General features: G+C 67.6%; 23 protein-coding genes. 18 read left to right on the top strand and 5 right to left on the bottom strand.

What is annotated here, in order from left to right; translation table 11 throughout:
- Window positions 1-2: 2 nt before the first annotated feature.
- On the bottom strand, window positions 3-1,283 hold the full coding sequence (locus ACFHYQ_RS16790; RefSeq protein WP_394302085.1) for a cytochrome P450: 1,281 nt from the start codon (window positions 1,281-1,283) through the stop codon (window positions 3-5).
- A gap of 204 nt (window positions 1,284-1,487) precedes the next feature.
- Here ACFHYQ_RS16790 and ACFHYQ_RS16785 point away from each other — a divergent pair, with 204 nt between their 5' ends.
- The 3 genes from ACFHYQ_RS16785 (at window position 1,488) to ACFHYQ_RS16775 (ending at window position 3,809) form a co-directional block, all read left to right on the top strand.
- A complete protein-coding gene (locus tag ACFHYQ_RS16785) occupies window positions 1,488-2,282 on the top strand; it encodes a hypothetical protein (protein WP_394302084.1) in 795 nt (264 codons plus the stop codon).
- 128 nt (window positions 2,283-2,410) lie between these two features.
- Complete coding sequence (locus ACFHYQ_RS16780; protein WP_394302083.1) at window positions 2,411-3,121, top strand: fasciclin domain-containing protein; 711 nt, start codon at window positions 2,411-2,413, stop codon at window positions 3,119-3,121.
- Window positions 3,122-3,314: 193 nt separating this feature from the next.
- The gene (locus ACFHYQ_RS16775) at window positions 3,315-3,809 is read left to right on the top strand and encodes a hypothetical protein (protein WP_394302082.1); all 495 of its coding nucleotides are present in this window, start codon (window positions 3,315-3,317) and stop codon (window positions 3,807-3,809) included.
- Between the two features lie 108 nt (window positions 3,810-3,917).
- On the opposite strand, the gene ACFHYQ_RS16770 is transcribed toward ACFHYQ_RS16775, so the two are convergent.
- Window positions 3,918-5,585: an FAD-dependent oxidoreductase gene (locus tag ACFHYQ_RS16770; protein ID WP_394302081.1), complete on the bottom strand. Its 1,668-nt coding sequence runs from the start codon at window positions 5,583-5,585 to the stop codon at window positions 3,918-3,920.
- Between the two features lie 238 nt (window positions 5,586-5,823).
- On the opposite strand from ACFHYQ_RS16770, the gene ACFHYQ_RS16765 reads away from it, so the two are divergent.
- The 3 genes from ACFHYQ_RS16765 to thrS all read left to right on the top strand — a co-directional run bounded on the left by ACFHYQ_RS16765 (window position 5,824) and on the right by thrS (window position 9,633).
- Window positions 5,824-6,477: a dienelactone hydrolase family protein gene (locus tag ACFHYQ_RS16765; RefSeq protein ID WP_394302080.1), complete on the top strand. Its 654-nt coding sequence runs from the start codon at window positions 5,824-5,826 to the stop codon at window positions 6,475-6,477.
- A gap of 34 nt (window positions 6,478-6,511) precedes the next feature.
- Complete coding sequence (locus ACFHYQ_RS16760; protein ID WP_394302079.1) at window positions 6,512-7,489, top strand: aldo/keto reductase; 978 nt, start codon at window positions 6,512-6,514, stop codon at window positions 7,487-7,489.
- A gap of 167 nt (window positions 7,490-7,656) precedes the next feature.
- Window positions 7,657-9,633 carry a threonine--tRNA ligase gene (gene thrS / locus ACFHYQ_RS16755; protein WP_394302078.1) on the top strand — a complete coding sequence of 659 codons (1,977 nt, stop codon included), beginning with the start codon at window positions 7,657-7,659 and terminating at the stop codon, window positions 9,631-9,633.
- Between the two features lie 122 nt (window positions 9,634-9,755).
- Here thrS and ACFHYQ_RS16750 read toward each other — a convergent pair whose 3' ends face one another.
- Both ACFHYQ_RS16750 and ACFHYQ_RS16745 read right to left on the bottom strand, forming a co-directional pair.
- Window positions 9,756-10,739, bottom strand: coding sequence for a LuxR C-terminal-related transcriptional regulator (locus tag ACFHYQ_RS16750; RefSeq protein ID WP_394302077.1), 984 nt, complete (start codon window positions 10,737-10,739; stop codon window positions 9,756-9,758).
- Window positions 10,740-10,814: 75 nt separating this feature from the next.
- Window positions 10,815-11,210, bottom strand: coding sequence for a hypothetical protein (locus tag ACFHYQ_RS16745; protein WP_394302076.1), 396 nt, complete (start codon window positions 11,208-11,210; stop codon window positions 10,815-10,817).
- A 48-nt stretch (window positions 11,211-11,258) separates the two neighbouring features.
- On the opposite strand from ACFHYQ_RS16745, the gene ACFHYQ_RS16740 reads away from it, so the two are divergent.
- A complete protein-coding gene (locus ACFHYQ_RS16740; RefSeq protein ID WP_394302075.1) occupies window positions 11,259-12,581 on the top strand; it encodes an IS701 family transposase in 1,323 nt (440 codons plus the stop codon).
- 241 nt (window positions 12,582-12,822) lie between these two features.
- Here the strand turns inward: ACFHYQ_RS16740 and ACFHYQ_RS29430 are convergent, their stop codons facing one another.
- On the bottom strand, window positions 12,823-13,233 hold the full coding sequence (locus tag ACFHYQ_RS29430; protein WP_394302074.1) for a transposase: 411 nt from the start codon (window positions 13,231-13,233) through the stop codon (window positions 12,823-12,825).
- Between ACFHYQ_RS29430 and ACFHYQ_RS29425 the strand changes: the two genes are divergently transcribed.
- The 11 genes from ACFHYQ_RS29425 to ACFHYQ_RS16675 all read left to right on the top strand — a co-directional run bounded on the left by ACFHYQ_RS29425 (window position 13,127) and on the right by ACFHYQ_RS16675 (window position 24,446).
- Window positions 13,127-13,564 (top strand): helix-turn-helix domain-containing protein, encoded by a 438-nt coding sequence (locus tag ACFHYQ_RS29425; protein ID WP_394302150.1) that lies wholly within the window; start codon window positions 13,127-13,129, stop codon window positions 13,562-13,564. The two genes, ACFHYQ_RS29430 and ACFHYQ_RS29425, sit on opposite strands and share 107 nt — an antisense overlap.
- Complete coding sequence (locus tag ACFHYQ_RS16720) at window positions 13,557-14,123, top strand: transposase (protein WP_446746301.1); 567 nt, start codon at window positions 13,557-13,559, stop codon at window positions 14,121-14,123. Before ACFHYQ_RS29425 ends, ACFHYQ_RS16720 begins: the two co-directional genes overlap by 8 nt.
- A 91-nt stretch (window positions 14,124-14,214) precedes the next feature.
- Complete coding sequence (gene tnpC, locus ACFHYQ_RS16715; RefSeq protein ID WP_394302073.1) at window positions 14,215-15,747, top strand: IS66 family transposase; 1,533 nt, start codon at window positions 14,215-14,217, stop codon at window positions 15,745-15,747.
- 17 nt (window positions 15,748-15,764) lie between these two features.
- Window positions 15,765-15,893, top strand: coding sequence for a hypothetical protein (locus ACFHYQ_RS16710; protein WP_394302072.1), 129 nt, complete (start codon window positions 15,765-15,767; stop codon window positions 15,891-15,893).
- A gap of 631 nt (window positions 15,894-16,524) precedes the next feature.
- Window positions 16,525-17,628, top strand: coding sequence for a YqcI/YcgG family protein (locus ACFHYQ_RS16705; protein ID WP_394302071.1), 1,104 nt, complete (start codon window positions 16,525-16,527; stop codon window positions 17,626-17,628).
- On the top strand, window positions 17,625-18,914 hold the full coding sequence (locus ACFHYQ_RS16700; protein ID WP_394302147.1) for an MFS transporter: 1,290 nt from the start codon (window positions 17,625-17,627) through the stop codon (window positions 18,912-18,914). Before ACFHYQ_RS16705 ends, ACFHYQ_RS16700 begins: the two co-directional genes overlap by 4 nt.
- 3 nt (window positions 18,915-18,917) lie before the next feature.
- Window positions 18,918-19,634: a Type 1 glutamine amidotransferase-like domain-containing protein gene (locus tag ACFHYQ_RS16695; RefSeq protein WP_394302070.1), complete on the top strand. Its 717-nt coding sequence runs from the start codon at window positions 18,918-18,920 to the stop codon at window positions 19,632-19,634.
- Window positions 19,635-19,639: 5 nt separating this feature from the next.
- Entirely contained in the window at window positions 19,640-21,463 is a 1,824-nt protein-coding gene (locus ACFHYQ_RS16690) for a ThiF family adenylyltransferase (RefSeq protein WP_394302069.1), read from the top strand.
- Window positions 21,464-21,659: 196 nt separating this feature from the next.
- The gene (locus ACFHYQ_RS16685) at window positions 21,660-22,472 is read left to right on the top strand and encodes a class I SAM-dependent methyltransferase (RefSeq protein ID WP_394302068.1); all 813 of its coding nucleotides are present in this window, start codon (window positions 21,660-21,662) and stop codon (window positions 22,470-22,472) included.
- Between the two features lie 98 nt (window positions 22,473-22,570).
- Window positions 22,571-23,650, top strand: a complete 1,080-nt coding sequence (locus ACFHYQ_RS16680) for a type III PLP-dependent enzyme domain-containing protein (RefSeq protein WP_394302067.1) — start codon at window positions 22,571-22,573, stop codon at window positions 23,648-23,650.
- A gap of 34 nt (window positions 23,651-23,684) precedes the next feature.
- The gene (locus ACFHYQ_RS16675; protein WP_394302066.1) at window positions 23,685-24,446 is read left to right on the top strand and encodes a methyltransferase domain-containing protein; all 762 of its coding nucleotides are present in this window, start codon (window positions 23,685-23,687) and stop codon (window positions 24,444-24,446) included.
- The last annotated feature ends 3 nt before the right edge of the window (window positions 24,447-24,449 follow it).

Raw genomic sequence — 24,449 nt, 5'->3', positions numbered from 1 at the left:
CGTCATACCGATCGAGATCCAGTTGCCGGACTGACCCGGACGCGCTCGGGCCTGAGGACGAACCCGCTCGCCATCCGCGCCGGCACCCGCCGCAGGGAGATCGTCAGATCCTGCCCGGGAACTCGGTAGTCCAGCCCGGCCAGGCGGTGTGCGAGGACCCGCATCAGGGTGATGACGATCGCCTCGCCGGGGCAGCGATGGCCGGTGTTCGCGTCGCCGCCGCCCTGCGGGATGAGATCGAACGCGCCGATCCGACGGCCCACGAACCGGTCGGGATCGAAGCGGTACGGCTCGGCCCAGAGCCGGGAGTCGTGGTTCTGCCCGTAGACGTCGAGCAGCACGAGCGCCCCCGCGGGGATCGGCTCCCCGCGCCAGGACAGGTCACGTACGGCCCGGCCGCCGACGAACGGCGTGAACGGGTAGAAGCGGCGGACCTCGTCGACGAACGCCTCGGCGAACGCGTCGGGGAACGCCTTCGCCCCGCTGTCGGCCGCGCCGGTCAGCCGGGCACGATGCTCGGGCCATCGATGCAGCGCGTGGGCCATGAAGGTGACGAACCAGCAGATGGCCACGGTGGGACGCAGGACATTGAGCAGGTCGACCGCGGCTACGCGGGGTTCGAGCCGCCTGCCGTCGACGTCCTCGTGATGCGCCACCACGTCGATCGCCGAGCCGGACGGCGCGGTGAGGGCGCCTCGGCGCGCATCCGTTATCAGTGCGGCCAGCCACGCCTCGCGCCGTCGCCGGGCCAGTCGCGCCCGCCAGTGCCGCCGCCCCGCCGAGCCGAATCCGTCGACCATCGCGACCAGGTCGGATGCCGCGGCCGGCACGTCGGCGTCGGACAGGGGGACGCCCGCCCACCGGCACACGGCACGGGTCAGCAGCCGGGACGCCTCGTCGAAGAGCACCACGTCCCGCTCGGCCGGCCATGAGGAGACCGTCTCGTCCCACGCGGCGAGCGTGTGATCGGCGAGGCTTCCGATCGTGTCCTCGGTCATGAGCGACATGAACATCGCCTTGCGCAGCCGGTGTGCCGGGCCGTCGAGCGTGTGCACGGCGCCGTGGCCGAACAGTGTGCTCTTGATCGGGCCGGGCAGGGCCGTCCGACGCGCCACGTGCTCCTCGTCGTAGAAGAAACGCGCGGCGTCCGGCCCGCACAGGCCCACCGCCCGCTGCCCGAGGACTCTGGTGTGGACGATGTCCGACCCGGCACGGCGGCGCAGGCCCGGCAGCCAGGCGTACCCGTTCAGCAGGAGTGGCAGCGTGTTGTCGAGCAGTCGCATATGTCGGGGGTGCCCGTCCGGTACCTGGAGGAAACGGCGCACCGGGCGCGCGCGAACCAGGTGGCAGGCCGTGGTTTGTAGATCTTTGCGGGATGAAGGGGCTGATCCTCAGGTTTGACCCGACATTGAGCGTCGGACGCGTGATCATCCATGGTCGGCCGCTTAGCGTCTTGCTCGTACCTTCCACGACATCGGGGGAGTCTCATGCCAATCTGCACTGCCATACTCGCCGCTACCCTGCTCGCGGGCCCGGCGGCCGCCACACCGCAGGACGCCGGCCCGGGCGCCTACACCAACAACGACCCCTACAGCAGCCAGATGTACGGAGCACCGCAGTTCGGGATGCAGCCGCCGTGGCTGCAGCAGGCCGGGGCGCAGCAGCAGCCCCAGAACGCGATGCAGCAGCCGGGCACGATGCAGCAGCCCGGCGAACCGCAGCAGCCCGGCATGACACAGCAGCCGGGCATGACGCAGCAGCCCGGTGGCATGATGCAGCCGCCGTGGCTGCAGGAGGCCGGGATGCAGCAGCCGGGCGGCATGATGCAGCCCGCGATGTTCCAGCCGATGCAGCCGCCGTGGCTGCAGGAGGCCGGGATGCAGCAGCCGCAGCAGGCCCCGCAGCAGGCCCCGCAACAGTCCGGAGACCAGCAGCAGGCGCCGCAGCAGGCCCCGCAGCAGCAGGAGGACGCGGACGACGACGGGCCCGCCTTCATGTTCCAGCCGCCCGCCAACAACTCCAACGCCGCTCCCGCGCCCGCGGAGGGTCCGCAGGTGGCCGCCGACAAGAAGTCCGACGACGACTTCTTCCCCGGGAAGTTCACCTTCCCTGCAGAGTGGGGTCGGAGCGGGCGCGCTCCGAAGGCGTACGACCTCGTGCTCAACCCGACGCTCGACTCGTCGAAGAAGTCGTTCGCCATGCCTGAAATCAAGGGGCATCAGGTGGCGAAGTCGTGGCCCTCGTACAAGGGCGCAGACCACCGGGCGCGGGCAACGCGTTGATCCGTCCGCCGGTCGACTGATCGGCGGGTGAGTTCCGCGGACCGCGGGGGCGGGCGTCCGGTTCCTCTCCGCACCCTTGCACCTGCCACCCGCGGCCCGCGGGCGCCACCCCACCACAGGGAGATTCGATGAAGACGCGACTTCTCGCCTTTGCCGCCCTGGCCGCGCTGCTTACGCTGACCACGGCCTGCGGTAGTGACGGCAGCGGAGGCGAGAGCGACGCCGCGGCACCGGCCGCGGCCAACGAGACGGCTACGGACACGGCGACCGGTACGCCCGGCGACGAGGCGAGTGCCTCAGCCACCGAGTCGGCCACCGGGTCGGCCACCGGGTCGGCCACGGCTTCGGCCACGGCTTCGGCGTCCCCGTCCGCTTCCGCCTCGGCCTCGGCCTCGCCGTTCGGCGCCGCCTGCTCCGAGGTGCCGGCCTCCGTGGCCGGCGAGCCGGTCGGCAAGGCCATCTCCGGCATCCCGTCGCTTTCGACGCTTTCCGGAGTGATGCGGACCGCGGGCCTGGCCCGCACGCTCAACAAGGGCAAGGACTTCACGCTGTTCGCGCCCACCAATGAAGCCTTCACCAAGGTCCCGAAGAAGAAGCTCGACCGTCTCATGGGGAACAAGCAGGCGCTAAGCGCTCTCGTGGCCTATCACGTGGTCAAGGGACGCAAGACGCCGGCCGACCTGCGGAGCGGCAAGCTGAAGACTGTGCAGGGAGGGGAGCTCACCACCACCGGTTCGGGACAGAGCTTCAAGATCAATGACGCGAACGTGGTGTGCGGCGACGTGGTCACGCGCAACGCCACCGTCTACATGATCGACAGCGTGCTGATGCCGAAGTAATTGAGAGCCGGCATCCAGAGTTGCTACGAGGGGTGAGCCGCAGGTGACGGGCCGCCCCTCGTCGCGTTGTTCGGAGGCGAGTGAAGTGGGCGATTCCCTTCTTTGACCGGACACTGGGCATCGGGTCCGTGATCGCCCGACATGAGGCGCTTACCGTCATGAATGTACCGTCCACCATTTCGGGGGAAATCTCATGCCTATCTGCACTGCAATAATCGCGGCTGCCCTGCTTGCCGGGCCGGTCGGCACTCCCGCCGACCAGCACCCCGTCACCGACGCCTCACCTGGTAAGCAGGTCGCGTCCTTCGCGATGCAGAACGCGGACCAGCCGGAGCTCGTCGCCAGCACGGCAGTGGAAAAGCTGCTGAAGGACAAGAACGGGAAGATCGGGTCCCTCGTGACCGGCGGCCTGCAGGAGCCCGCTCCGGCCGCGCAGGGCCCCGCCGGGCAGGCGGCGCCCGCCGCCCAGACGGCCCAGACAGCCCAGGCCGGTCCGGCGGGTCAGCAGGGAACCGAGGGGCCGGTCGTCCAGACCGCCGGCCAGCAGGAGCCGCAGGACATCTTCCTCCACCCGCAGGCCAATTCTCCGGTGGTCAGCAAGATGTCCGGCAAGGACCTCGTCCAGCAGCTGCCCGGCAGCCAGATGCGTGAGTTCGGCTCCGGCCAGTGGTCGTCGGACGACGACTGAGCGAACGCGCGGTGAGAGGGGCGAGCCGGTCATCGGCTCGCCCCTCGTCATGCGGAGCATGCGGGTCGGCGCCGTCATGTGGAGCATGCGGGTCGGCGCCGGCGCGGCTCAGGTAGCCGAGCGGAGGTGCTCGTTGACCAGGCGCGCCGCCATCGCGCCCTCTCCGGCGGCCGAGACGACCCGCTTGACGGAGCCGCTGCGCACGTCGCCGGCCGCGAACACGCCGGGTCTGCTGGTCTCCAGCGGGAACGGCCGGCCGGGGCTGAGGCCCTCCGCCGGATGGGAGCGGAGGGCACGCGCGCCGGTGAGGACGTATCCGCGGCGGTCGAGGGAGATCTCGCCGGACAACCACCGGGTGTGCGGCTCGGCGCCGATGAGGACGAACAACGCGCGTGCCTCGACCGTGCGGCGCTCCCCGGTGACGTTGTCCTCGGCCACGACCGACTCCAGCCTCTCCCCACCGGACAGCTCCCGGACCTCGGTGTTCAGCATGACCTGGATGCGCGGGTCGCGCTCGACCTCGACGGCCAGATAGCGGGACATGTTCACCCGCAGGTCGCCCTCCCTGGCCAGCAGGCGGACCCACGCCGCGTGCGCGGCGAGGAACAGGGCCGCCTGCCCGGCGGAGTCGCCTCCTCCCACGACCACTATCGGATCCCGCCGGCACTCCCGCGCCTCGAACATGGTCGCCGCGTAGTAGACGCTCGTGCGCTCGAACCTCTCCATGTCCGGCAGATGCAGTCTGTGGTAGCGGATTCCGGTGGCGACGAGCAGCGCACGAGCGTGGATCATCGCGCCGTCCCGTGTGGTGACGACGTGGTCTCCGCAGCTTCCGTCGAGTGCGGCGGCCTCCGCAGGGAGGCGGAAGCGGACGCCGAGCCCGGTCGCCTGGGTCACCGCCCGATCGGCCAGCTCCTCCCCGGAGATTCCGTACGGGAATCCGAGGTGGCTTTCGATCCGGGGCGAGGTGCGGGCCTGGCCGCCGATCGCGTCCGTGTCGACCACGATCGTCGACAGGCCGTCGGCCGCGCCGTACACCGCGGCGGCGAGCCCCGCCGGGCCCGCTCCGACGATGAGCAGGTCGCACACCGTCTCCCAGGTCCGCGGGGCCGGCAGGCTGACGGCCCCGGCCAGCTCGGCGTTGCTCGGGTTGCGCAGCACCGTCTCGCACCGCAGGATCACGACCGGCGTCTCCTCGGGCGCGACGCCCATCGCGCGCAGGAAGCACTCGGCCTCCCAGTCCTCCTCCAGGTCGATCCACTTGTGCGGCAGGCGGTTGCGTACGGCGAACTCGCGCAGGCGGCGGGTGTCGGCGGAGAACCGGGAACCGACGATCCGCAGGCCGGTGCCGAGCCCGGTGAGCATCGACCGGCGGATGACGAACGCGCGCAGGATCAGATCCCCCACCTCGGCATCTCGCCCGATCACGCGGCGCAGTTCGTCCACCGGCACGGCGAGCACCTCGCCGGGTTCGGCGCATACCGCCGTCTGATGTCCGACCAGGCCGGTCAGCATGTTCATCTCGCCGAGGAACCGCGCCGGGCCGTGGACGGCGGCGACATGGTCGGCCGTGCCGTACTCCTCGACCATCGCCACCCTGCCGTCGAGCACCACGAAGAGGTTGTCGGACAGCGCGCCCTCGGTGAACAGCACATCGTCACGGCTCATCGGCCGCCGCGCACCGCCCGCCCCCAGGCGCTCGATCTGGGCCCGGCTCAGCCGTGGATAGGCCCCGTGCAGATCCGGGGTCTCCGTCAGCTCCTCTGGCCAGTGCATGTTTCACCTTGCCCGTCCGCACGGCCGCTCTCGGAAGCCTGTTCGACCGTTGACTCTTTGGGGACCTCTGCCCATCCTTGATGGTCCCTATCGTCCACTTTTGTCCGGTCGATCTAAATGGATGCCAAGGCTTTCTGAGGTTCCGGCATGATCGTCCGGGAAGCCGTCGCGCGTTTGTCGCCGTCTGGACGGGGTAAGGCGTTCTGACCTGCCGAGGGGTGACGGCAAGGGGGAGAGCATGAACGCTGTCGAGGTGAGCGTCCGGATCCCGGCCGGGGACGTCGTGCTCGACGCCGATGTCGTGGTGCCGCGGCCGGCGCAGGGGGTCGTGCTGTTCGCGCACGGCAGCGGAAGCGGGCGGCACAGCCCCCGCAACCGTTACGTGGCCCGTGAACTGCAGCGCGCCGGACTGGCGACCGTCCTGGCGGATCTGCTCACGGTCGAGGAGGAGCGCGCCGACGCCCATACCGGCCACCTGCGATTCGACATCGGCCTGCTGGCCGGGCGGGTGGCGGCGCTGGCCGACCGGGTGCCGGAGGACGTGCCGACCCGGGGCCTCGGCATCGGGCTGTTCGGCGCGAGCACGGGCGCGGCGGCCGCCCTGGTGGCGGCGGCGGCCCGCCCGGCCACGGTGCGCGCCGTCGTCTCCCGGGGCGGCCGGCCCGACATGGCCGGAGACGCCCTCGCCTCGGTCAGGCAGCCGACGCTGCTGATCGTCGGGGAACGCGACCCGATCGTCATCGAGCTCAACATGGAGGCGATGGGCCGGCTCACCGCGGAGACCCGCCTGGAGATCGTCCCGGGTGCCTCGCACCTGTTCGAGGAGCCGGGGACGCTCGAGTCGGTCGCGGGTCTCGCCCGTGACTGGTTCGCCCGCCACCTGGCCGGATGATCGTCCCTATCGGCCCACATTAGGATCAAACGACATGGAACAGCGGGTGTTGGGCAGGACGGGCAGACAGGTGGGCGTCGTCGGGCTGGGAGCCTGGCAGCTCGGGGCGGACTGGGGCGAGGTCAGCGAGGCGGACGCGCTGGCCACCCTCCACGCGGCCGTCGACGCGGGGGTCGACTTCATCGACACGGCCGACGTGTACGGGGACGGCCGCAGCGAGAAGATCATCGGCAGGCTGCTCGGGGAGCGGTCCGGACTGACCGTGGCCACCAAGATGGGGCGGCGGATGCTCCAGACGCCCGAGGCGTACACCCTGGGCAACTTCCGCGCCTGGACCGACCGCTCCCGCGCCAACCTGGGCGTCGACACGCTCGACCTGGTCCAGCTCCACTGCCCGCCCAGCGCGGTGTTCGACGACGACGCGGTGTTCGACGGCCTCGACACGCTGGTGGCCGAGGGCGCGATCGCGGCCTACGGCGTCAGCGTGGAGAGCGTCGGGGAGGCGCTCACCGCGATCGCCCGGCCGAACGTGGCCGCCGTGCAGATCATCCTCAACGCGTTCCGGCTCAAGCCGCTCGACGAGGTGCTCCCGGCGGCCGAGAAGGCCGGCGTCGGCGTCATCGCCCGGGTCCCGCTGGCCAGCGGACTGCTGTCGGGACGGTACGGCCCGCAGACGGTCTTCGCGGAGAACGACCATCGCAACTTCAACCGGCAGGGCGAGGCCTTCGACGTCGGCGAGACCTTCTCCGGGGTGGAGTACGGCGTGGGCCTGCAGGCGGTCGACCGCATCCGGGGGCTGGTTCCCCGGGGCATGACCATGGCCCAGTTCGCGCTGCGCTGGATCATCGACCAGCCGGGGGTGAGCGTGGTGATCCCGGGCGCCCGCAACCCCGAGCAGGCCCGGGCGAACGCCGCGGCCGCCGATCTGCCGCCCCTGTCGGCCGAGACGCACGCCGCGGTCCGCCGGGTGTACGACGAGCTGATCCGGCCCCAGGTGCATCACCGTTGGTGAGCAGGTGGGCGGACGGGAGATTTACGCGCGAAATCGGGGCGGCGGCACCGGTAGCATCGAAGCCTGGAGTCCCGCCGGCGCTGGATCTCGCGGAGGCCGGTCCGGGCGGGATGTCCGCGAATTCGTTTCCGCGCGAACGCGCACGAACGCCAGCCGAAGGAGCCACCGTGTCTGCCGCCCTCGAAATACGCATCACCCTCGCCGGAGCCGAGCGTGTGGTGGCGGCGGGCACGACGGCCGGGGAGGCGCTCGACGCCGACGGCAGGTCCGTCGTCGCCGCGAGGATCAACGGCGAGCCGCGTGACCTGGCCGCCGAGGTCGGCGACGGCGACGTCGTCGAACCGATCGCCATCGACAGCCCCGACGGCCGGGCGATCCTGCGTCACTCGACCGCTCACGTGATGGCCCAGGCCGTACAGGAGATCTTCCCTGAGGCCAGGCTCGGCATCGGCCCGCCCGTGGAGAACGGCTTCTACTACGACTTCGACGTCGCCGAGCCGTTCACCCCCGACGACCTCAAGCGCGTCGAGAAGCGGATGCGCGAGATCGTCAAGCAGGGTCAGACCTTCGACCGGCGGCCGGTGAGCGACGAGGACGCCCGCGAGGAGCTGGCGGCCGAGCCGTACAAGCTGGAGCTGATCGGGCTGAAGGGCGGCGCGGCCGAGTCGGCCGAGGGCGCGAACGTGGAGGTGGGCGCCGGGCAGCTCACCATCTACGACAACCTCGACCCCAAGTCGGGCGAGCTGTGCTGGAAGGACCTGTGCCGCGGGCCGCACCTGCCGAGCACCAGGGTCATCCCGGCGTTCAAGCTGATGCGCTCGGGCGGGGCCTACTGGCGGGGCAGCGAGAAGAACCCGCAGCTCCAGCGGATCTACGGCACAGCCTGGGAGTCGCGCGAGAAGCAGGACGAGTACCTGCACCTGCTGGCGGAGGCCGAGAAGCGCGACCACCGCAAGCTCGGCGCCGAGCTCGACCTGTTCTCCTTCCCCGACGAGCTGGGCTCCGGCCTGCCGGTCTTCCACCCCAAGGGCGGCATCATCCGGCGGGTGATGGAGGACTACTCGCGCCGCAGGCACGAGGAGGCGGGCTACTCGTTCGTCAACACCCCGCACATCACCAAGGAGAACCTCTACAAGATCTCCGGCCACCTCGACTGGTACGCCGACGGCATGTTCCCGCCCATGGAGCTGGAGGGTGCGCGCTACTACCTGAAGCCGATGAACTGCCCGATGCACAACCTGATCTTCAGGGCGCGTGGGCGGTCCTACCGCGAGCTGCCGCTGCGGCTGTTCGAGTTCGGCACGGTCTACCGGTACGAGAAGTCCGGGGTGGTGCACGGCCTGACCCGGGTGCGCGGCCTCACCCAGGACGACGCGCACATCTACTGCACCCGTGAGCAGATGCGCGACGAGCTCACATCGCTGCTGCGGTTCGTGCTCGACCTGCTGCGCGACTACGGCCTCGACGACTTCTACCTGGAGCTGTCCACCAAGGACCCGGAGAAGTTCGTCGGCTCCGACGAGGCGTGGGAGGAGGCCACGGCGACCCTCCGCGAGGTCGCCGAGTCCGAGAAGCTGGACCTGGTGCTCGACCCGGGCGGCGCGGCGTTCTACGGTCCGAAGATCTCGGTGCAGGCCCGGGACGCCATCGGCCGGACCTGGCAGATGTCGACCATCCAGCTCGACTTCAACCTGCCGCAGCTGTTCGAGCTCGAGTACCAGTCGTCCGAGGGAAGCCGTCAGCAGCCCGTCATGATCCACCGGGCGCTGTTCGGGTCGATCGAGCGGTTCTTCGGCGTCCTGGTCGAGCACTACGCCGGCGCGTTCCCTCCGTGGCTCGCCCCCGTGCAGGTCATCGGCATCCCGATCACCGACGCGCACGCGCCGTACCTGCAGGACGTCGCCAAGCGGCTGCGCGAGCGCGGGGTGCGGGTCGAGGTGGACGTCTCCGACGACCGGATGCAGAAGAAGATCCGTAACGCGCAGAAGGCCAAGATGCCGTTCATGCTGCTGGCCGGTGATGACGACGTGGCGGCGGGCGCGGTGTCCTTCCGCTACCGGAGTGGCGAGCAGAAGAACGGCGTCCCGATCGACCAGGCGATCGCCGAGATCGTCGACGCCATCGACCGCCGCGTCCAGGTCTGACGGCTCGGAACCGAGAACGCGGGCATTCGATGCCCGCGTTCTTGAGCGGTGGTGGCGCGACCGATCTCGATCGGCGAAGCTCTGGCCGTGTTTATTCCGGCCGGATGGTGCTTATGCCGAGGTCATAGCCAGCCCTGCCGGGCAGCGAGCACCCCCGCCTGGAAACGGCTGCGCGCGCCCAGGCGTTCGACGAGATCGGACGAGATGCGCCTCGCGGTGCGCGGAGAAACGCCGAGACGCTTGGAAACGGCTTCGTCGGTGAGTCCCGCGGCGAGTAGATTGAGGGCGGCTTTCTCCTGAGAGGTGAGGCCGTTCACGTCTCGGGGGCCGGGGATACCGAGGGGTCGCCCGGTGGCCCAGACGCTCTCGAAGAAAGCGCAGAGTGCGGTCAGTGTTCCCTGGCCGGTCAGGAGTACCGCCCCCTGGGAACTGTCATCGCTGTCGGAGGCGACGACAGCAGTCAAGCGATCCAAGATGATCATTCTGATTGGCAACGACGGAACCGTCCGAACCTCTCCTCCCTGTTCCGTCAGCCATTCCGAATGCTCGACCGTGTGCTTGCAGTTCCGAATGCTGTCGAGGTAGATAGTGCGCATGCGCACGCCGCGCTGCAGGAGTCGCCGGTTGAGTGGCCGGGAGGCGGACATGTTCTCTTGTGTCTGCGGTCCTCCGGGCGCGAAGGTGAGAACCTCTTCCTTGACCTGCTCGGTGAGCAGAGCCAGCAGGTCACGGACTTCCTGTACGCCGACGAGTTGTTCCGCGAAGGACTGCACAGGCCCTCGACAGGGGGCGGCGTACACGGATATGAGCCGCGTAACGGCCGCTCGGGATTCTTCGATCCGACGCTGCTGATCGGCTAGATCAGCCTGTTGGCGGGAGAGCAGGGCCTCCAGGTCCATAAGAGGACTCACTACTTGTACTCGGACGTCGGAGTTGGTCGACGGCCGTATCAGAGCAAGATTACTCAGCTTCTTCATCGCGCCGGTGACCACATCCTCCGTCAGTCCGAGGCTTTGGGCCAAGGCGGCGGCTCCGTACCGGGGATGTCGCAACATAGTGCGGTAAACAGCTTCAGATGTGGAATCCAGACCCTGAAGTTTGAGCATGGCTCCTCGGATGAGTGTCACAGTTCCAACCATGTGATTATAGGTCGCTCTTCAGAGTCTGAAGTTTCGCCATTTTCATGATCGCCGGAGGAGTCTTCGGTAACGCTCCGTGAAGCTGCCTGGTCGGCGGGCTGGTGGGGCGACCCAGAAGCCGAGGGTGTGATCCATGCCTTCTTCGGGGGTGCCGATGGTCGGGCCGAAGCGGGTGGGCAGTTCGTTCTCGGCGAAGGTTTCTGTGCTGGCCTTGTAGATCCCGATCAGCCAGTGGTCGGCCGAGCCCTGGTAGCGCAGGCGGAGAACGGTGAAGGGCTCATCCCGGCCGCGTTCGACGACGGCGACGTAGCAGAAGGAGCCGTGGTGGCGGACGAGGACCTCGGTCTTGGGCCAGTTGCGGCGGGCGTGGGCGAAGATCCGGGCGGTGACGGCGTCTCGGGTGGCCTGGTCGGGGCGCGGTGCCGGCGAGCGGGTCATGGCAGCCATTCTTGCCCAGATCGCACCATGTCCGGTAGAAGATCATGAATGCTGTCGTTCGTGCCGTCCTCGTCGCTTGCCGTGCTCGACGTACTGCGGCCGTGTTTCACCGGCCCGTCGTTTGCGACGGTGACCGCGCTGGTCACCGGCATTCTGGGCAGTCCGGGCGCGCGGACGGTGACCGGGATGTGGGCGGCGGCGGGCTTGGCGGAAGGGTCGCACTGGTCTCGGGCGCACCGGTTCTTCTCCCGCGCGGTGTGGGAGCTGGATCAGGTGGGGCTGGCGCTGGCCCGTGCCGTGGTCGCGGCCTTCGTGCCGGTGGGCGGGGCGGTCACGGTCGCGGTCGATGACACGTTGTTCCACCGCTACGGCCGGCGGGTGCACGGCGCGAAGTACCAGCATGACGGCTCGGCCAAGGGCCGGGACGCCATCGGCCGGGGCAACAACTTCGTGATCTTAGGGATCGTCGTTGCGGTGCCGTTCCTGGCCCGGCAGATCTGCCTGCCGGTGCTGTTTCGGCTGCATATCCCGCATGACAAGCGCACGGGCAGGGGTGGGACCGACTCCAAGACCGTCCAGGCCCGCGCCCTGGTGGACCTGCTGGCCGCCGCGCTACCCGACCACCCGATCCACGTGGTGGGCGATGCACTGTATCGGGGACCGGCCTGGAAGAATCTGCCTGCCCGCGTGACGTTCACCACCCGCCTGGCCTGCAACGCCGTGCTGTACGGGCCCGAGCCGCCGCGTACCGGCAAGCGTGGCCATCCGGCCTGGAAAGGTGACCGGCTGGGGAATGCGACCGAGATCGCCTCCGTCGCCACCACTCGCTGGCGGCGCACCACCGTGACCCGCTACGGCGAGACCGAGGAGGTCGATATGGCGGTCATCGCCTGCCTGCGGTGGGGCAGCCTGCACCGCACCCCACTCCGTCTGGTCTTGGTCCGCGATCTGGACGAGACCAGGCCGTACACGATCGCCCTGATCACCACCGACCTGGCCGCTGCCGGCGAGGCCATTGTTGCCCGGTACGCGAGCCGCTGGCCGATCGAACAGTCGATCAAGGACGGGAAGGACCTGCTCGGCGCGGGCGACCCGCAGTCTCGGCTGCCGAAGGCGGTCGAGCGGACCACCCCGTTCGTGCTGGCGAACCTGACCATCTTGGTGCTCTGGTACCACCAGGCCGGGCATGCCGACCACGACCTGAACTCCCGGCGACGGAGCGCTCCGTGGTACCGGCAGAAGCGCTACGTCTCGGTCACCGACATGATCATCGCGTTCCGGCGGGCCCGGATAACCGATAGCACCGCAGCTCACAGTAGATCCGGGCTATTCCACCCCGACCACGTGACCTGCGACGCTATCGCCGCCTAATGGCGAAAGTTCAGCAGGGTGGCAGTAGGGAATTACGGACCTGTCCCATGCTCTGGTAAGCCGCACCCGGGCGTGCTTCATGACGGCTCTGTGTTCCATCCTCTATGCCATGTAGAGGGGCTATGGAAGCTGCCAACGGCCATGAGGATCCCCAGGTGAGTGGTCAGTGGTTGTGGCTCTGGCACAAAGATCGTGACGCGATCACTCTGGGTGATCTATCTGGGTGATCTATCTGGGTGATCTAAGAGAGCAAGATTCTCTTACGGAGTAGATCGAGGTTGGCGCGACCGAACATCTGCCGCTTGAGGGCCTTGACGCGGCAGACGTTGCCTTCGACGGGGCCGCTGCTGTGGGTCAGCGTGAGTCCGGCCAGGACGGCGGCATAGTCGCGATGGATGCCTCGGACAAAGGACTGCAGGTGGGGCAGGTCGTCGGTGTCTGCGGCGTCGAGCCAGGCGTCAAGGCGGCTGCCGTGGCGGCCGGTGAGCATCTCGGCGAACGCGGTGACGTGTGCGCTGCAGCTGAGGTGCCCCGATGGAGGTGGGCTGTCGGCCCAGGCGCGGGCCAAGCGCGAGCGGATCCGCTTCGCCGCCGCCGACAGGTTCGCCGAAGGACTCGCCCCGCCCCAGGTGGCGCACTGGCTCAGGGTCACCCGCAAATCGGCCTGTGAGTGGCACCGCGCCTGGAAGGACGGGGGCAAACAGGCGCTGGCTTCCAAAGGCCCCGGTGGGTCAGCCTGCCAGTTGTCGGATGAACAGATCACCGTCTTGGAGGCCGCGCTGGACGCCGGCCCCGGGGCGCACGGCTGGAGCGACGACCAGCGCTGGACCCTGGCCCGGATCACCTGCGTGATCCAGGAGCATTCGGCGTCTCCTACACCCCGCGCGGCACTTCCTACCTGCTGCATCGGATCGGCTGGTCGCCCCAGCGGCCCATCCGCCGGGCCGCCGAACGCGACGAGGAGGCCATCACCACCTGGGTGAAGGAGACCTGGCCGCATATAAAAGCGTCGCCCGCGAGCAGAACGCGTGGATCTGCTTCGCCGACGAGTCCGGCCAAAGCCTGAGACCACTGCGGGGCCGCACCTGGGCCCGCCGCGGCCAGACCCCGATCGTCTGCGTCACCGGCAAGGGCTCGGGGCGGGTGTCGCTGGCCGGCCTGGTCTGCGTCAAGCCCGGGCAGCGGAGCCGGCTGATCTACCGGGCCGTCGCCTACCACGGCAGAAAGGGCGAGAAGAAGGGGATCGGCATCACCGACCTGCAGTCGCTGCTGAGATCCGCGCATCACCTGCTGGGCGGGCCGATCGTGCTGGTCTGGGACAACCTGAACGCGCACGTCGGACCGACCATGCGCACCTTCATCGACGCTCACGACGATTGGCTCACCGTCTTCCGCCTGCCCGCTTATGCGCCTGAGCTGAACCCGGTGGAGAGGAGCATGGGCCAATTTGAAGGGCAAGCTGATCAACCTGGCCCCACGCAGTGTCCATTCACAGGTCCTCGAGACCTGCGGCGTTGTCTGGGGTTGATCGGTACGGCCTGATCCTCGATCATGTCGTGTTGTATCCGATGCCCGTTCCCCCCAGAGCGACGCCGAGCAGGCGTGGCGGGCTGCCAACGAGCAGCTGCGCCGGGTGGTGGAGGCCAAGGACGCCGAGATCGCGGCGTTGAAGGCGCTGCTCGCCGAGGAGCGAGCCGCCCGGGCTGCTGAACGCGAGGCCGAGGGTGAGGCCCATCGCCGTCTTGAGCTGCGGCTGGCCGAGTTAGAGCGCCGGTTGGGGATGAACAGCTCGAACTCCTCCACCCCGCCGTCGAAGGAGTCGATCGCCGCGAAGGCGAAACGCAAGGCCGAGCGGCAGCGTTCGCAGCGGGAGCGGTCGAAGGACCGCAAGCCAGGCGGGCAGCGGGGGCATCGCGGGTCGGGTCTGGAGCCGGCACGCGGGGACGAGATCGACGACACTAAGACGGCTGAGCCGCCGGCGGAATGTTCGGGGTGCGGTGCTGACCTGGGCGAGCATGGTGTCGCGGCGGGCCGCGCGTGGGGGCAGGTGTGGGACATCCCGCCGATCACGCTGGAGAAAGTGCACTGGCTGCTGCCGAGGATCCGGTGTTCGTGCTGTGCGAAGGTGACGACCGCGGCCCCGCCGTCGGGACGGGTGGGAACCGTGGTCTACGGGCCGAACGTCAACGCCGCGGCCATCATGCTGTCGTTCTTCGGTAACGTGCCCGTCGAGCGGACCGCGCTGGTGATGGAGGCGCTGCTGGGCGCCGCGGTCTCCCCAGGGTTCGTGGCGCGCGCTCATGAACGATTCGACGGCCGGCTCGCCGATGCCGGGTTCGATGAGGCGATGACGGCCGCTTTGCGCGCCGAGGACGTGTTGTGCGGCGATGAGTCGCCGGTCAACGTGCTGCGTAAAGACCTCGATGAGACCACCGGCGAGCCCAAACCGGGACAGCCGCACGCGGTGGTCATCCGTACCCCCGATGAGCGGCTGGTCTGGCTGACGGCGATCGGCGCCCGCACCAAGGAAGAACTGAAGAACCTCGGCGTGCTCGACGGCTGGGATGGGATCTTCGTCCGGGATGACTACAAGGGCTGGCACCAGTTCGACGCGAGCCTGGGCGGCGTCCAGCAATGCGTCCAGCACCTGTTACGTCACCTGCAAGGCGTGGCCGACCTGCACCCGGCCTGGCAGCAGTGGGCCACCCAGGTCCAGCAGATTCTCAAACAGGCCCACGCCGCCGTCACCGAGGCGCTCGCCGACGGCAAGGACCACCTGGACCCGGTCCTGCTGGCCGAGTTGCGGGCCCGGTACGACGAGGCGGTGCGCTGGGGGGAGATCACCAACCGGCACCGCGACTGGCACGAGGGCAACCACCCCGGCTACGTCCTGGCCCGGCGCTTGAAGGACAAGGCCGACCAGGTCTGGACGTTCACCCGCAACCTCGCCGTCTCATGGACGAACAACGCCAGTGAGCAGGCGCTCAAGGGGCCTAAACGGCATCAAGCGGTCTCCGGCTACTGGCACACCATGGCCACGCTCGGCCGCTACTGCCGCGTGCGCTCCTACCTCGTCACCGCCAAGGGCCACGGCATCCGCGCCATCGACGCCATCCATGCCGCTCTCGCCGGACGGCCCTGGCTACCAACACCGATCGCCGCCTGACTCCACTCCACCCCTGAATGGACACCCCACGCAGCCTCGACCAGCTCACCGCCCTGGTCAAGTCCCACCTCAAGCGCATGCAGTACCGCACCGCCTCCCTGAACGGCTTCGTCGCCCAAACCGGTCTCACGCTCGAGCCTCCGTAGCCGGAACCTCAGCTTTTCAAGCTCAGTAGCTCTCAATGCTTCCATCCCGATGTCGGCCTCCCACGACAAGGGGTTGTCAACGGCGGGTGGACTTTGAAATGGCGTGCCTGTGCAGCGTCCCGGTGGTCTAGATTCCTGCAGTTTCTTATCTAGATGAGGACGGTTGCGACGGACTTTCATCTAGAATTCCGGGGCGTCTCATCTAGATTTCGCATCCGAGTGGGCGGGAGCACGTCACATCTGCCGGTGCCTGCCCGGAGTGTGCGCAGAGCCGCTCCTGGGCATTCTTCGGCGCCCCGTATGCCGGCCGAGGCTGGACTGAATAGGCCAAGGCCGGATTAGTCCACATCAAAGCTCTGGATCTCGTCCTGCCGCCTCGCGAAGCTATACACGGCAAGGAAGTCCGGGGCCCGCCCTGACGGGCGTTACTGGGGGATCGTTTTGGCAGTCATGCTCCGCATCAACGTAGCTGTGATCGCGACTCTTCTCCTGGCCACTGTCGACACTGATTCCGCGAACCGTCCCATGGCGGGGGTCTCCGTCGCGTCCCCCGTCGTCGCGAGCGTGATCATCAATCCTGATATGGGGTGGCAGTGACCAGGCGGCCGCGCTCACTGGACAAAGGTTCATCATGACCAGGCCGGCCACAGGATTACGATCACTCGCCCGACTCCTCGGTGTATTGGTTGAACAGGCGGAGGCGTCCGTTGGTGCGGACCGCACAGCGATTCTGCGGCACGCCGAGGACACCCTCGCGCAGCTGGGCCGGATCGTCGGCAGGGCTGCGCACTTCCCGTCTCCGAGGGCGTCGGCGGCCAGGCACTCCTTCGTCCGGCTTCATGCCGATGCCGCTCGCGTCCGGTATCTCGCCGACGCCTACACAGGGATCAAGCGTCCCACTGCCTGGGAGCGCTTCCGGCTCCGCGGGGTCTCCATCGCCCAGCTGTCGGGGCGGATGTCTGCGCGGATTCGGATGATGCAGGGGACAGACGGGCTGAAAGAGCCGGCCGGGATCCCCTTCAAACCACTTGCCGAGGCGACGGACCAGCCGGATGACTGGGCGCCGATCTCCGGAGAGGAGGCGGAGGCGTTCCATCAAGTTATGGAAAGGACGCAGTGCGTCTTCGCCCGAAGGTCGACGATCTGGACCGCACCCTCGGCCGCTGGTCTGCGCATGGAAGACGCCGTTCACCTGTGGAGCCGTGCGCTGCGCGGATTTGTCGAGGCCAGCCGTCGCGAGAAGCTCGATGGGCTGGTGTTGCCCCTGCCTGCGGCCTCGGGCGACACCGTGGACCGGCTGGCACTCACCACGCGCCGGGTTCTCGAGGGACTCGCCGAGCAGGATGCCGCAGGCACCTGCGACCTGCGTTCTCCAGAGCGTGCGGGTTGGTATCTCAGCTTCTATGGAGAGCGCATGTTCGTGGTGACAGTGGCACCGTGCTATCCGACGGATCACTCCCGGCACGGCTTCGGCGAGCCCCATACGTTTGTGCTGCTCCAGCCAGATCGCGCGTTCGACCGAGCAGTCAGTCCAGGGAGTGACGGAGTGATTTCGACGGCGGTACGCTCCCGGATCAGGGAGCTGTACAAGCAGCATGGCCGTCCCTATGACCTCGCCATCACTCTGTCTCCTTTCGAGGCGCACCGATTCGTCAAACCCCTGGCCCTGGGGGATCCTCCTATTCGCTGGTGGCGCGACGAGACCGCCCAAGACGAGCCGAGGAAGACCAAATGATTATTGGTCCCCTGGCCCACCGGGACTTCCGCCGTCTGGTGACCGCACACGCGTTGTCCCGCTTCGGTACAGAGCTTGCTCTCGTGTCCGTCGCCTTCGCCGTCATCCAGATCTCGGCCTCTCCTGGCGCGCTGGGTCTGGTGCTCTGTGCTCGTACGCTGCCCAACGTCTTTTTCCTCCTGTTCGGCGGAGTCTGGGCAGACCGGCTCCCGCGCGCCCGCATCATGGTCTCCAGCGACCTCGTGTGCGCCGTCGTCCAGGGCACGCTTGCGGTTGCTCTGCTGACCGGTATCGCCCGGCTCTGGCTCGTGGTCGTGTTGCAGGCTCTTCTCGGCGCGGCGAGCGCCTTCTTCAACCCCGCAGCCACCGGTCTCACTCCCACGACGGTCCCGGACAGCGAGCTGCAGCGTGCCAATGGGCTTATCGGTATTGTCAGCAACGTGGCCGGCATGGCAGGGCCGGCTGCGTCAGGGCTCATTGTGGTGTTCGCCGGAGTCGGATGGGCCGTCTTCATCGACGCGGTCACCTTCCTGGCGTCGGCGTCCCTGCTGCTCGGCCTGCGGCGTCGCGAAGGCGGACAGGCACGCGTCGGCGGACATTTACGCACCGCGCTCGGGGATCTCGCCGAAGGCTGGTTCGAGGTGCGGTCCCGCAGGTGGATGCTGGCAGGTATCGCGCAGGGGCTGCTTTTCCAGGCCTGCTTCGCGGTGTTCTTCACACTGGGACCGATCACGGCGAGTTCCTCTCTCGGTGGCGCGGATGCCTGGGGGGCCCTGGTGACCGCTTTTGGTGCAGGTTCGCTCATCGGGGGTCTTCTCTCGTTGCGTCTGATCCCCTCGCGACCGTTGCTGGCCATGCAGGTGTCGTTGCTCGCGGCCACCCCGGCCATGGCCATGCTCTCCCTCACCGATCGGCTGCCCCTGCTCATGGCAGCGACCGCCGCTGCCGGCGCAGGGTTCGCGGCTGCTGACGCGTTCTGGGAGACGACGCTGCAGCGTGAGACACCAAAAGATCGGTTGGGGCGGGTCGCGGCCTTCGACCGGATCGGTTCCTCCTGCCTGCGGCCTTTCGGGTATCTCCTCGCCGGCAGCGCGGCCGCGAGTGTCGGTCAGGACGGCACGCTCCGGGGAGCTGCCCTGCTCCTCGCCATCTCCATCGCTGCCGTTGTGGTACTGGTGCCGCAGGTGCGTCGTCTCCGGCAAGGCCCGGTGGCTCTCGCCGGGGACTGCGCAGGGACGGCTCCGGCTCCGAATGCCAAGCCTTCATACGACAAGACAGGAGCATGAACCATGGCTTCCCCTCAAGGAATCGTGCTGCTCGGTGGAGGGTTCTCTGATGACCCCGACACCCTGCTTGACGACTTTGTTCTCGAGATCATCGGCACGAAGCGACCGAGAATCTGCTTTGTGCCCACCGCCAGCGGTGACTCGGCAGGCTACGTCGAACGTTTCCATGCCGCCTTCTCTCTGCGGGATTGCCTGCCGGTTCATCTCCCACTTTTTCGCCGGGAGCACCGTGATCTGCGTGAGTTCGTGCTGGCCCAGGACGTCGTGTATGTGGGGGGTGGGAACACCGCCAACCTGCTCGCGGTCTGGCGTCTCCACGGCCTGGACGTCATCCTGCGTGAAGCGTATGCGGCAGGCGTCCTGTTATGTGGGATCAGTGCCGGTGCGGCCTGTTGGTTCGACGCCTGTCTGACCGATTCGTTTGGTCCGGTGACCTCCCTCCATGACGGCTTGGGATTCATCCGGGGTAGCTTCTGCCCCCACTATGACGGGGAGGCTGATCGGCGCCCAGCGTATCGGGGAGCAGTGGGGGACGGAATCCTTCCTCCCGGCTGGGCGCTCGATGACGGGGCCGCCGCCCACTTTCTCGAGGGTGTCCCGATCGAGGTCGTCTCCAGACGCCCGAATGCCACCCTCCACAGGGTTGCCCCCGATCCCAGCGGCGTGGGCGAGACCGTATCTGCCGCCCGACTCCTGATCCCCTCCCCATCGGAGAGCTGACCTTCATGGACAAGCTGCAAATCAAGCCCTATCTCGAGGTCCGTAAGCTGGGCGGCACGCTCAGGTTCGGACACGTGCCGCCCAGTGGGATCGAGATCCTGGACGCCCCCGAGTTCCTTACTGATCTGGTCGGTGTGTTGTCCGCGCCAACGGACCGTACCTCGCTCGTACGGTATCTGACCGAGTCGGCCGGGATCGGTGCCGACGCCGCGCACGAGCTTCTGGACCAGCTTGTGGACGCCCACGTCGTCGGGGCTCCAATCCCGGCCACGGGCAGGTACGCCCGTCACCTCCTGTACTACGACATGATCGGGATGGATCCGGAGGCCGCGCAGCAGGTACTGGCTCGTGCCACCGTGGGGATCGTGGGCACGGGAGGCATCGGCAGCAATGTGGCCATGGCTCTCGCCGGAGCCGGGATCGGACACCTCGTGCTCACGGACGGCGACGAGATCGAGTTGAGCAACCTGACCCGCCAGTTCCTCTACGCAGAGGACGAGACGGGCCGGATCAAGGTCGAGGTAGCCGCCGAGAGGCTCCGGCGGCTCAACTCGACGATACAGGTGACGACGGTTCCCGATCCCGCGAGCCGGGAGATGTTCGATGAGTGCCTGGTCGGCTGCGATCTCGTCGTGCTCTCCGCCGACAGCCCAGATGAGCTCCACGAATGGATCGACGAGGCGGCCAAGAGGCACGGCTTCGGTTACCTGGCCGCGGGATACATCGAGTCCTTCGGCTCCGTGGGCCCTCTTGTGCTGCCGGGCACCACCGCCTGCTACGAGTGCTTCCGGGCTGAAGGAGAACTGGAGCAGTACCTCGTCGAGGGGGAGAAGCCGGGACCCAACCTCAACATGGGTATGCAGGCGGGCAGCTATGGACCACTCAATTTGATCGTAGCCGCAATGGCGGCCAACGAGGTTCTACGCTGCCTTCTCGGCGCCGAATGCCGCTCGGCCGGGACCCGGTTGATGCTCGACTCCCAGTCCTATCGGCTCCACAGCGAGCATTTCCCGCGTAAGGCCGACTGCCACGGCTGTGCGGACTTGGTCGGTGGTCCGCGGTGGCACGCTGCGGTCCAGCGAGCTGAGCTGGAGGATCTCTACGAGTCCGACCGCGCTGAGGTGTCCTTCAACGCGGTGGTTCTGGACCAGCTCATCGAACGATGCTCGGATGCTCGACCGGGAATGATGGCGCTTGACTACGGCTGCGGCAGTGGTGAGCAGGTGGTGATGCTCGCCGACAGGGGAGCGAGCGTCGTGGCATTCGACCAGTCGCAGCGGATGCTGGATCTGCTGCGGGCCAGGCTCCCTGAGGGATTGGCCGACCGCGTCTTCATCAGCGTCGGCGACTCCCTACCCGACTACGAGGCCGAGTTCGACCTGGTGCTGTGCAATAACGTCCTCGATCACGTCGCCGACCTGGACTCTGCGCTTATCCGGTTTCGCCGTGCTGTACGGGAGGACGGGCGGGTGGTGGTGAGCATCCCCCACCCCGTCAAAGACGGGGCCAGCTGGAACCGCAGGAATGTCAACGGCCGGTGGCAGTACGAGGACCTCCGCCTCGAGCAGTACTTCAGCGAAGGGCCGATCACCAAGCATCGCGAAGGCCCGGACGGCGATGTCGTCATGGACGTGGTGACGACTCACCACCGGACCGTAGAGACCTACTTCGCTGCCTTCCGCCGTACCGGCTTCCAGGTCTGCGAACTGTACGAGCCACAGCCTCCGGGCCACGCCGCAGTGGAGCACCCCGAGATATGGGCGAAGGCATCCAAGATCCCCTACTTCTTGGTCTTCGTCCTCCGCCCCGAGCCCACCGGTGGACGGTGACGGCCCCAGTCCGCCGCCGCACGGCACCGGTGCCCGAACCGCCAGATGAAGGGAGGTGAGACCACAATGAAGATTGTTCTGAAGATCCGCCGTATCCTCCGCGTCAAGGGCAGCCAGCGCAGCATCCTCAACTGACCCATCGGCAGCAGGGCCGGGAACCCAGGGTTCCCGGTCCTGCTGCGGGCAAGGAGCCTTCATGTTCCTTCGTGCAATCGCCGAGCCCGATCGATCGCAACCCGGCGTCGAGGCGGTTCTGGGCAAGTCATACCCCGACTTCGTGGCCTTCCTGGGCCAGCACAACACCCCTCCCGGAGCTTTCCGGACCATAGACGAGTGGGTCAGGATGGCCTCGATTGACGGCCGTTCACGCGTGCTCGATCTAGCTTGCAGTACCGGTTACTCCGGACGTACTGTTCACGAACTCACCGGAGCCCGGGTCTGCGGCATCGATATCTCACCGGAGGCGGTGGCTCAGGCATGCAGGTACGCCGAGGGTGACCCGTCTCTCGAATACCAGGTTGCGGATGCGGCCGACCTGCCCTTGCCGGACGGCTCGTTCAGTCACGTCTTGGGTGGCTGCAACTTCGGCTTCATTGAGCGCCGAGACCAGGCTTTGGACGAGGTGCATCGGGTGCTGCGGCCAAACGGCAGGCTCTGTGTCGCCGCGTTTTACTATCGCGAGCCTCCTCCGGAGGAGCTCCTCGACCGGGTTGCCGATGCCGTGGGGTTCCGTCCCAGCCGGGACCGCGATCGACGCTTCTGGAATGCCTTTTTTTCGAGGCGGTTCGAGTTGGTGGCCGAGATTCTTCACGAAACCCCTCCGCTGGGCGCGCGGAAGGTCACGCGTGCCGTGCGAAGGTCCGTGTACGGCAGAGTCCCTGCTTTGGTAGGGGCGTCCGGGCCGGTCCGTGACGCCTGCTATCACAGGCTCAGGCAGACCCGCCTTGTCCTTGATGAGCATCGTGCCTACCAGGCGCTGATGGTCGGTGTCTGGCGTGCCAGAACATGATCTCCGACCGTCTCCGACTCGCTGCGAGCTCGGCCGCCGATCGACCGACCCCCTTCTACCTGTTTGATCTGCCTGCGATCGAGCAGGCGGCGTCTTTCATGATCAAGGCGTGGCAGGAGGAGTTCCGATGCTTCACCCTGGCTTACTCCTACAAGACCAACCCGCTTTCCGATGTCACGCGGCTCCTGCGGTCGTGCGGTGCCGGGGCGGAGGTCGTGTCGGGAGCCGAACTGACGGCAGCCCTGGCGGACGGCTTCACCCCTGAGCAGGTGTACTTCGACGGTCCCGTCAAGCTCCGCGAAGAGTTGGACGCCGCGGTGGAGGCAGGGGTCAGTGTCCAGGCGGACAGCCTGCAGGAGGTCCAGGCACTGGCTGACCTGGCGCGCCGGGGAGCCTCTCCAAGAGTCTGCCTGCGGTTGGCGGTGCGCAGGAACCGTTGGAACTGGTCGCGGTTCGGCCTGACACCGGAGGAGATGGGGAGAGCGCGCCGGTTGTTGGCGGACGCTGGCGTCAGGATCCTCGGAGTCCACTTCAACACCGGCCGCCACCCCCTGGACGCCGGTCCGTACCAGGCCGTGTTACGCCAATGGCGGGAGCCACTGCGCGAGCTGCACGCCCAAATTACGGAACCGCTGGTCTTGGACATCGGCGGCGGGTTTCCCGCAGCCAGTTGCGCTCCTGGCGCGAAGCTGCCGCCATGGTCCGTATACGCCGAAGGCGTCGCTGAGGAGTGCCGTTCCCTTGGGCTGCCTCCGGACGATCTGCACCTGATCATCGAGCCGGGGCGCAGCCTAGTGGAGGATCACGCGGTACTCGTAGCCTCGGTGGCCGTCCGAAAGCAGCGACGACGGCGGGACCTGGTCGTCCTGGACTGCGGCACCAATCTGGTTCGATCCATCAACGCATGGCACCACCCAGTGGAGTTCGTTGGGATGGACCAGGTCCCCGTCCCCTATGACGTGTACGGGTCCATGTGCTATGAGTCTGATCTCTTTGCTCGGGGCGTTTCCGGGCCCGCGCATCTCGGTCCGGGGGATCGGGTCCTCATCGGCGCCGCAGGCGGCTACGACATCCCCAGCGCCAATGTCTGGGTGCGCCCGCGACCCCCCGTGTTCGCCGTCTCGTCCTCCGCTGAAGGACTGATCGTGCTGCGCGAGGCGGGGGTGGACATCCGTTGACCCAGAAGCACCGCTTGGGAAAGGAGTAGCAGTCATGCCGTCCCCCCTCACCGTCTCTGAGGGCGCCTCTGAACGGGCCGGGAACGTGGATCATGTTGTCCCGCACGGCCGTTGGGCGTTCGACGAGGAGGTAACGCACGTCTTTGACAACATGCTCGAACGCAGCATCCCTCAGTATGAGGTAATGCGTCAGACCGTATTCGCCTGTGGGTCGCAATTCGTCAGGCCGGGCTCGACCATCGTCGACTGCGGGGCCTCCCGGGGGGAGGCGGTCGCGCCCTTCGTACGGATGCTCGGCGGCCGAGGACGGTTCATCTGCATAGAGGCGTCCAGCCCCATGGTTCAATCACTACGCCAGAGGTTTGCGGCGGAGTTGGGTGACGGCAGTGTCGAGATCCACGAACAGGATATGCGCACCTTCTACCCCGATGTCCAGGCGGACCTCACACTGGCGGTCCTCACGCTGCAGTTCATTCCTATTGAGCACCGACAGCGCATTATGCGCCGGATCTATCAGCAGACCGCGGCCGGGGGCGCTTTAATTCTGATCGAGAAGGTGCTCGGTGCGGACTGCGAGCTGAATGACCTGATGGTGAACCTCTATCATCAGCACAAGATCCAGCACGGATACAGCCGGGAGGATATCGATCGTAAGGCACTGTCACTGGAGGGCGTGCTGGTGCCGGTTACCGCCCAGTGGAACATGGAGTTGATGGCGCAGGCCGGCTTTCAGCGTATCGACTGCTTCTGGCGCTGGATGAACTTCGCAGGCTGGATAGCGATCAAATCCGGCTGAAAT

Source organism: Sphaerimonospora cavernae, assembly GCF_042435035.1.
Taxonomy (GTDB): domain Bacteria; phylum Actinomycetota; class Actinomycetes; order Streptosporangiales; family Streptosporangiaceae; genus Sphaerimonospora; species Sphaerimonospora cavernae.
Note: the sequence above shows the minus strand (reverse complement) of the source record. Positions and strands in the feature narration are given on the sequence as shown.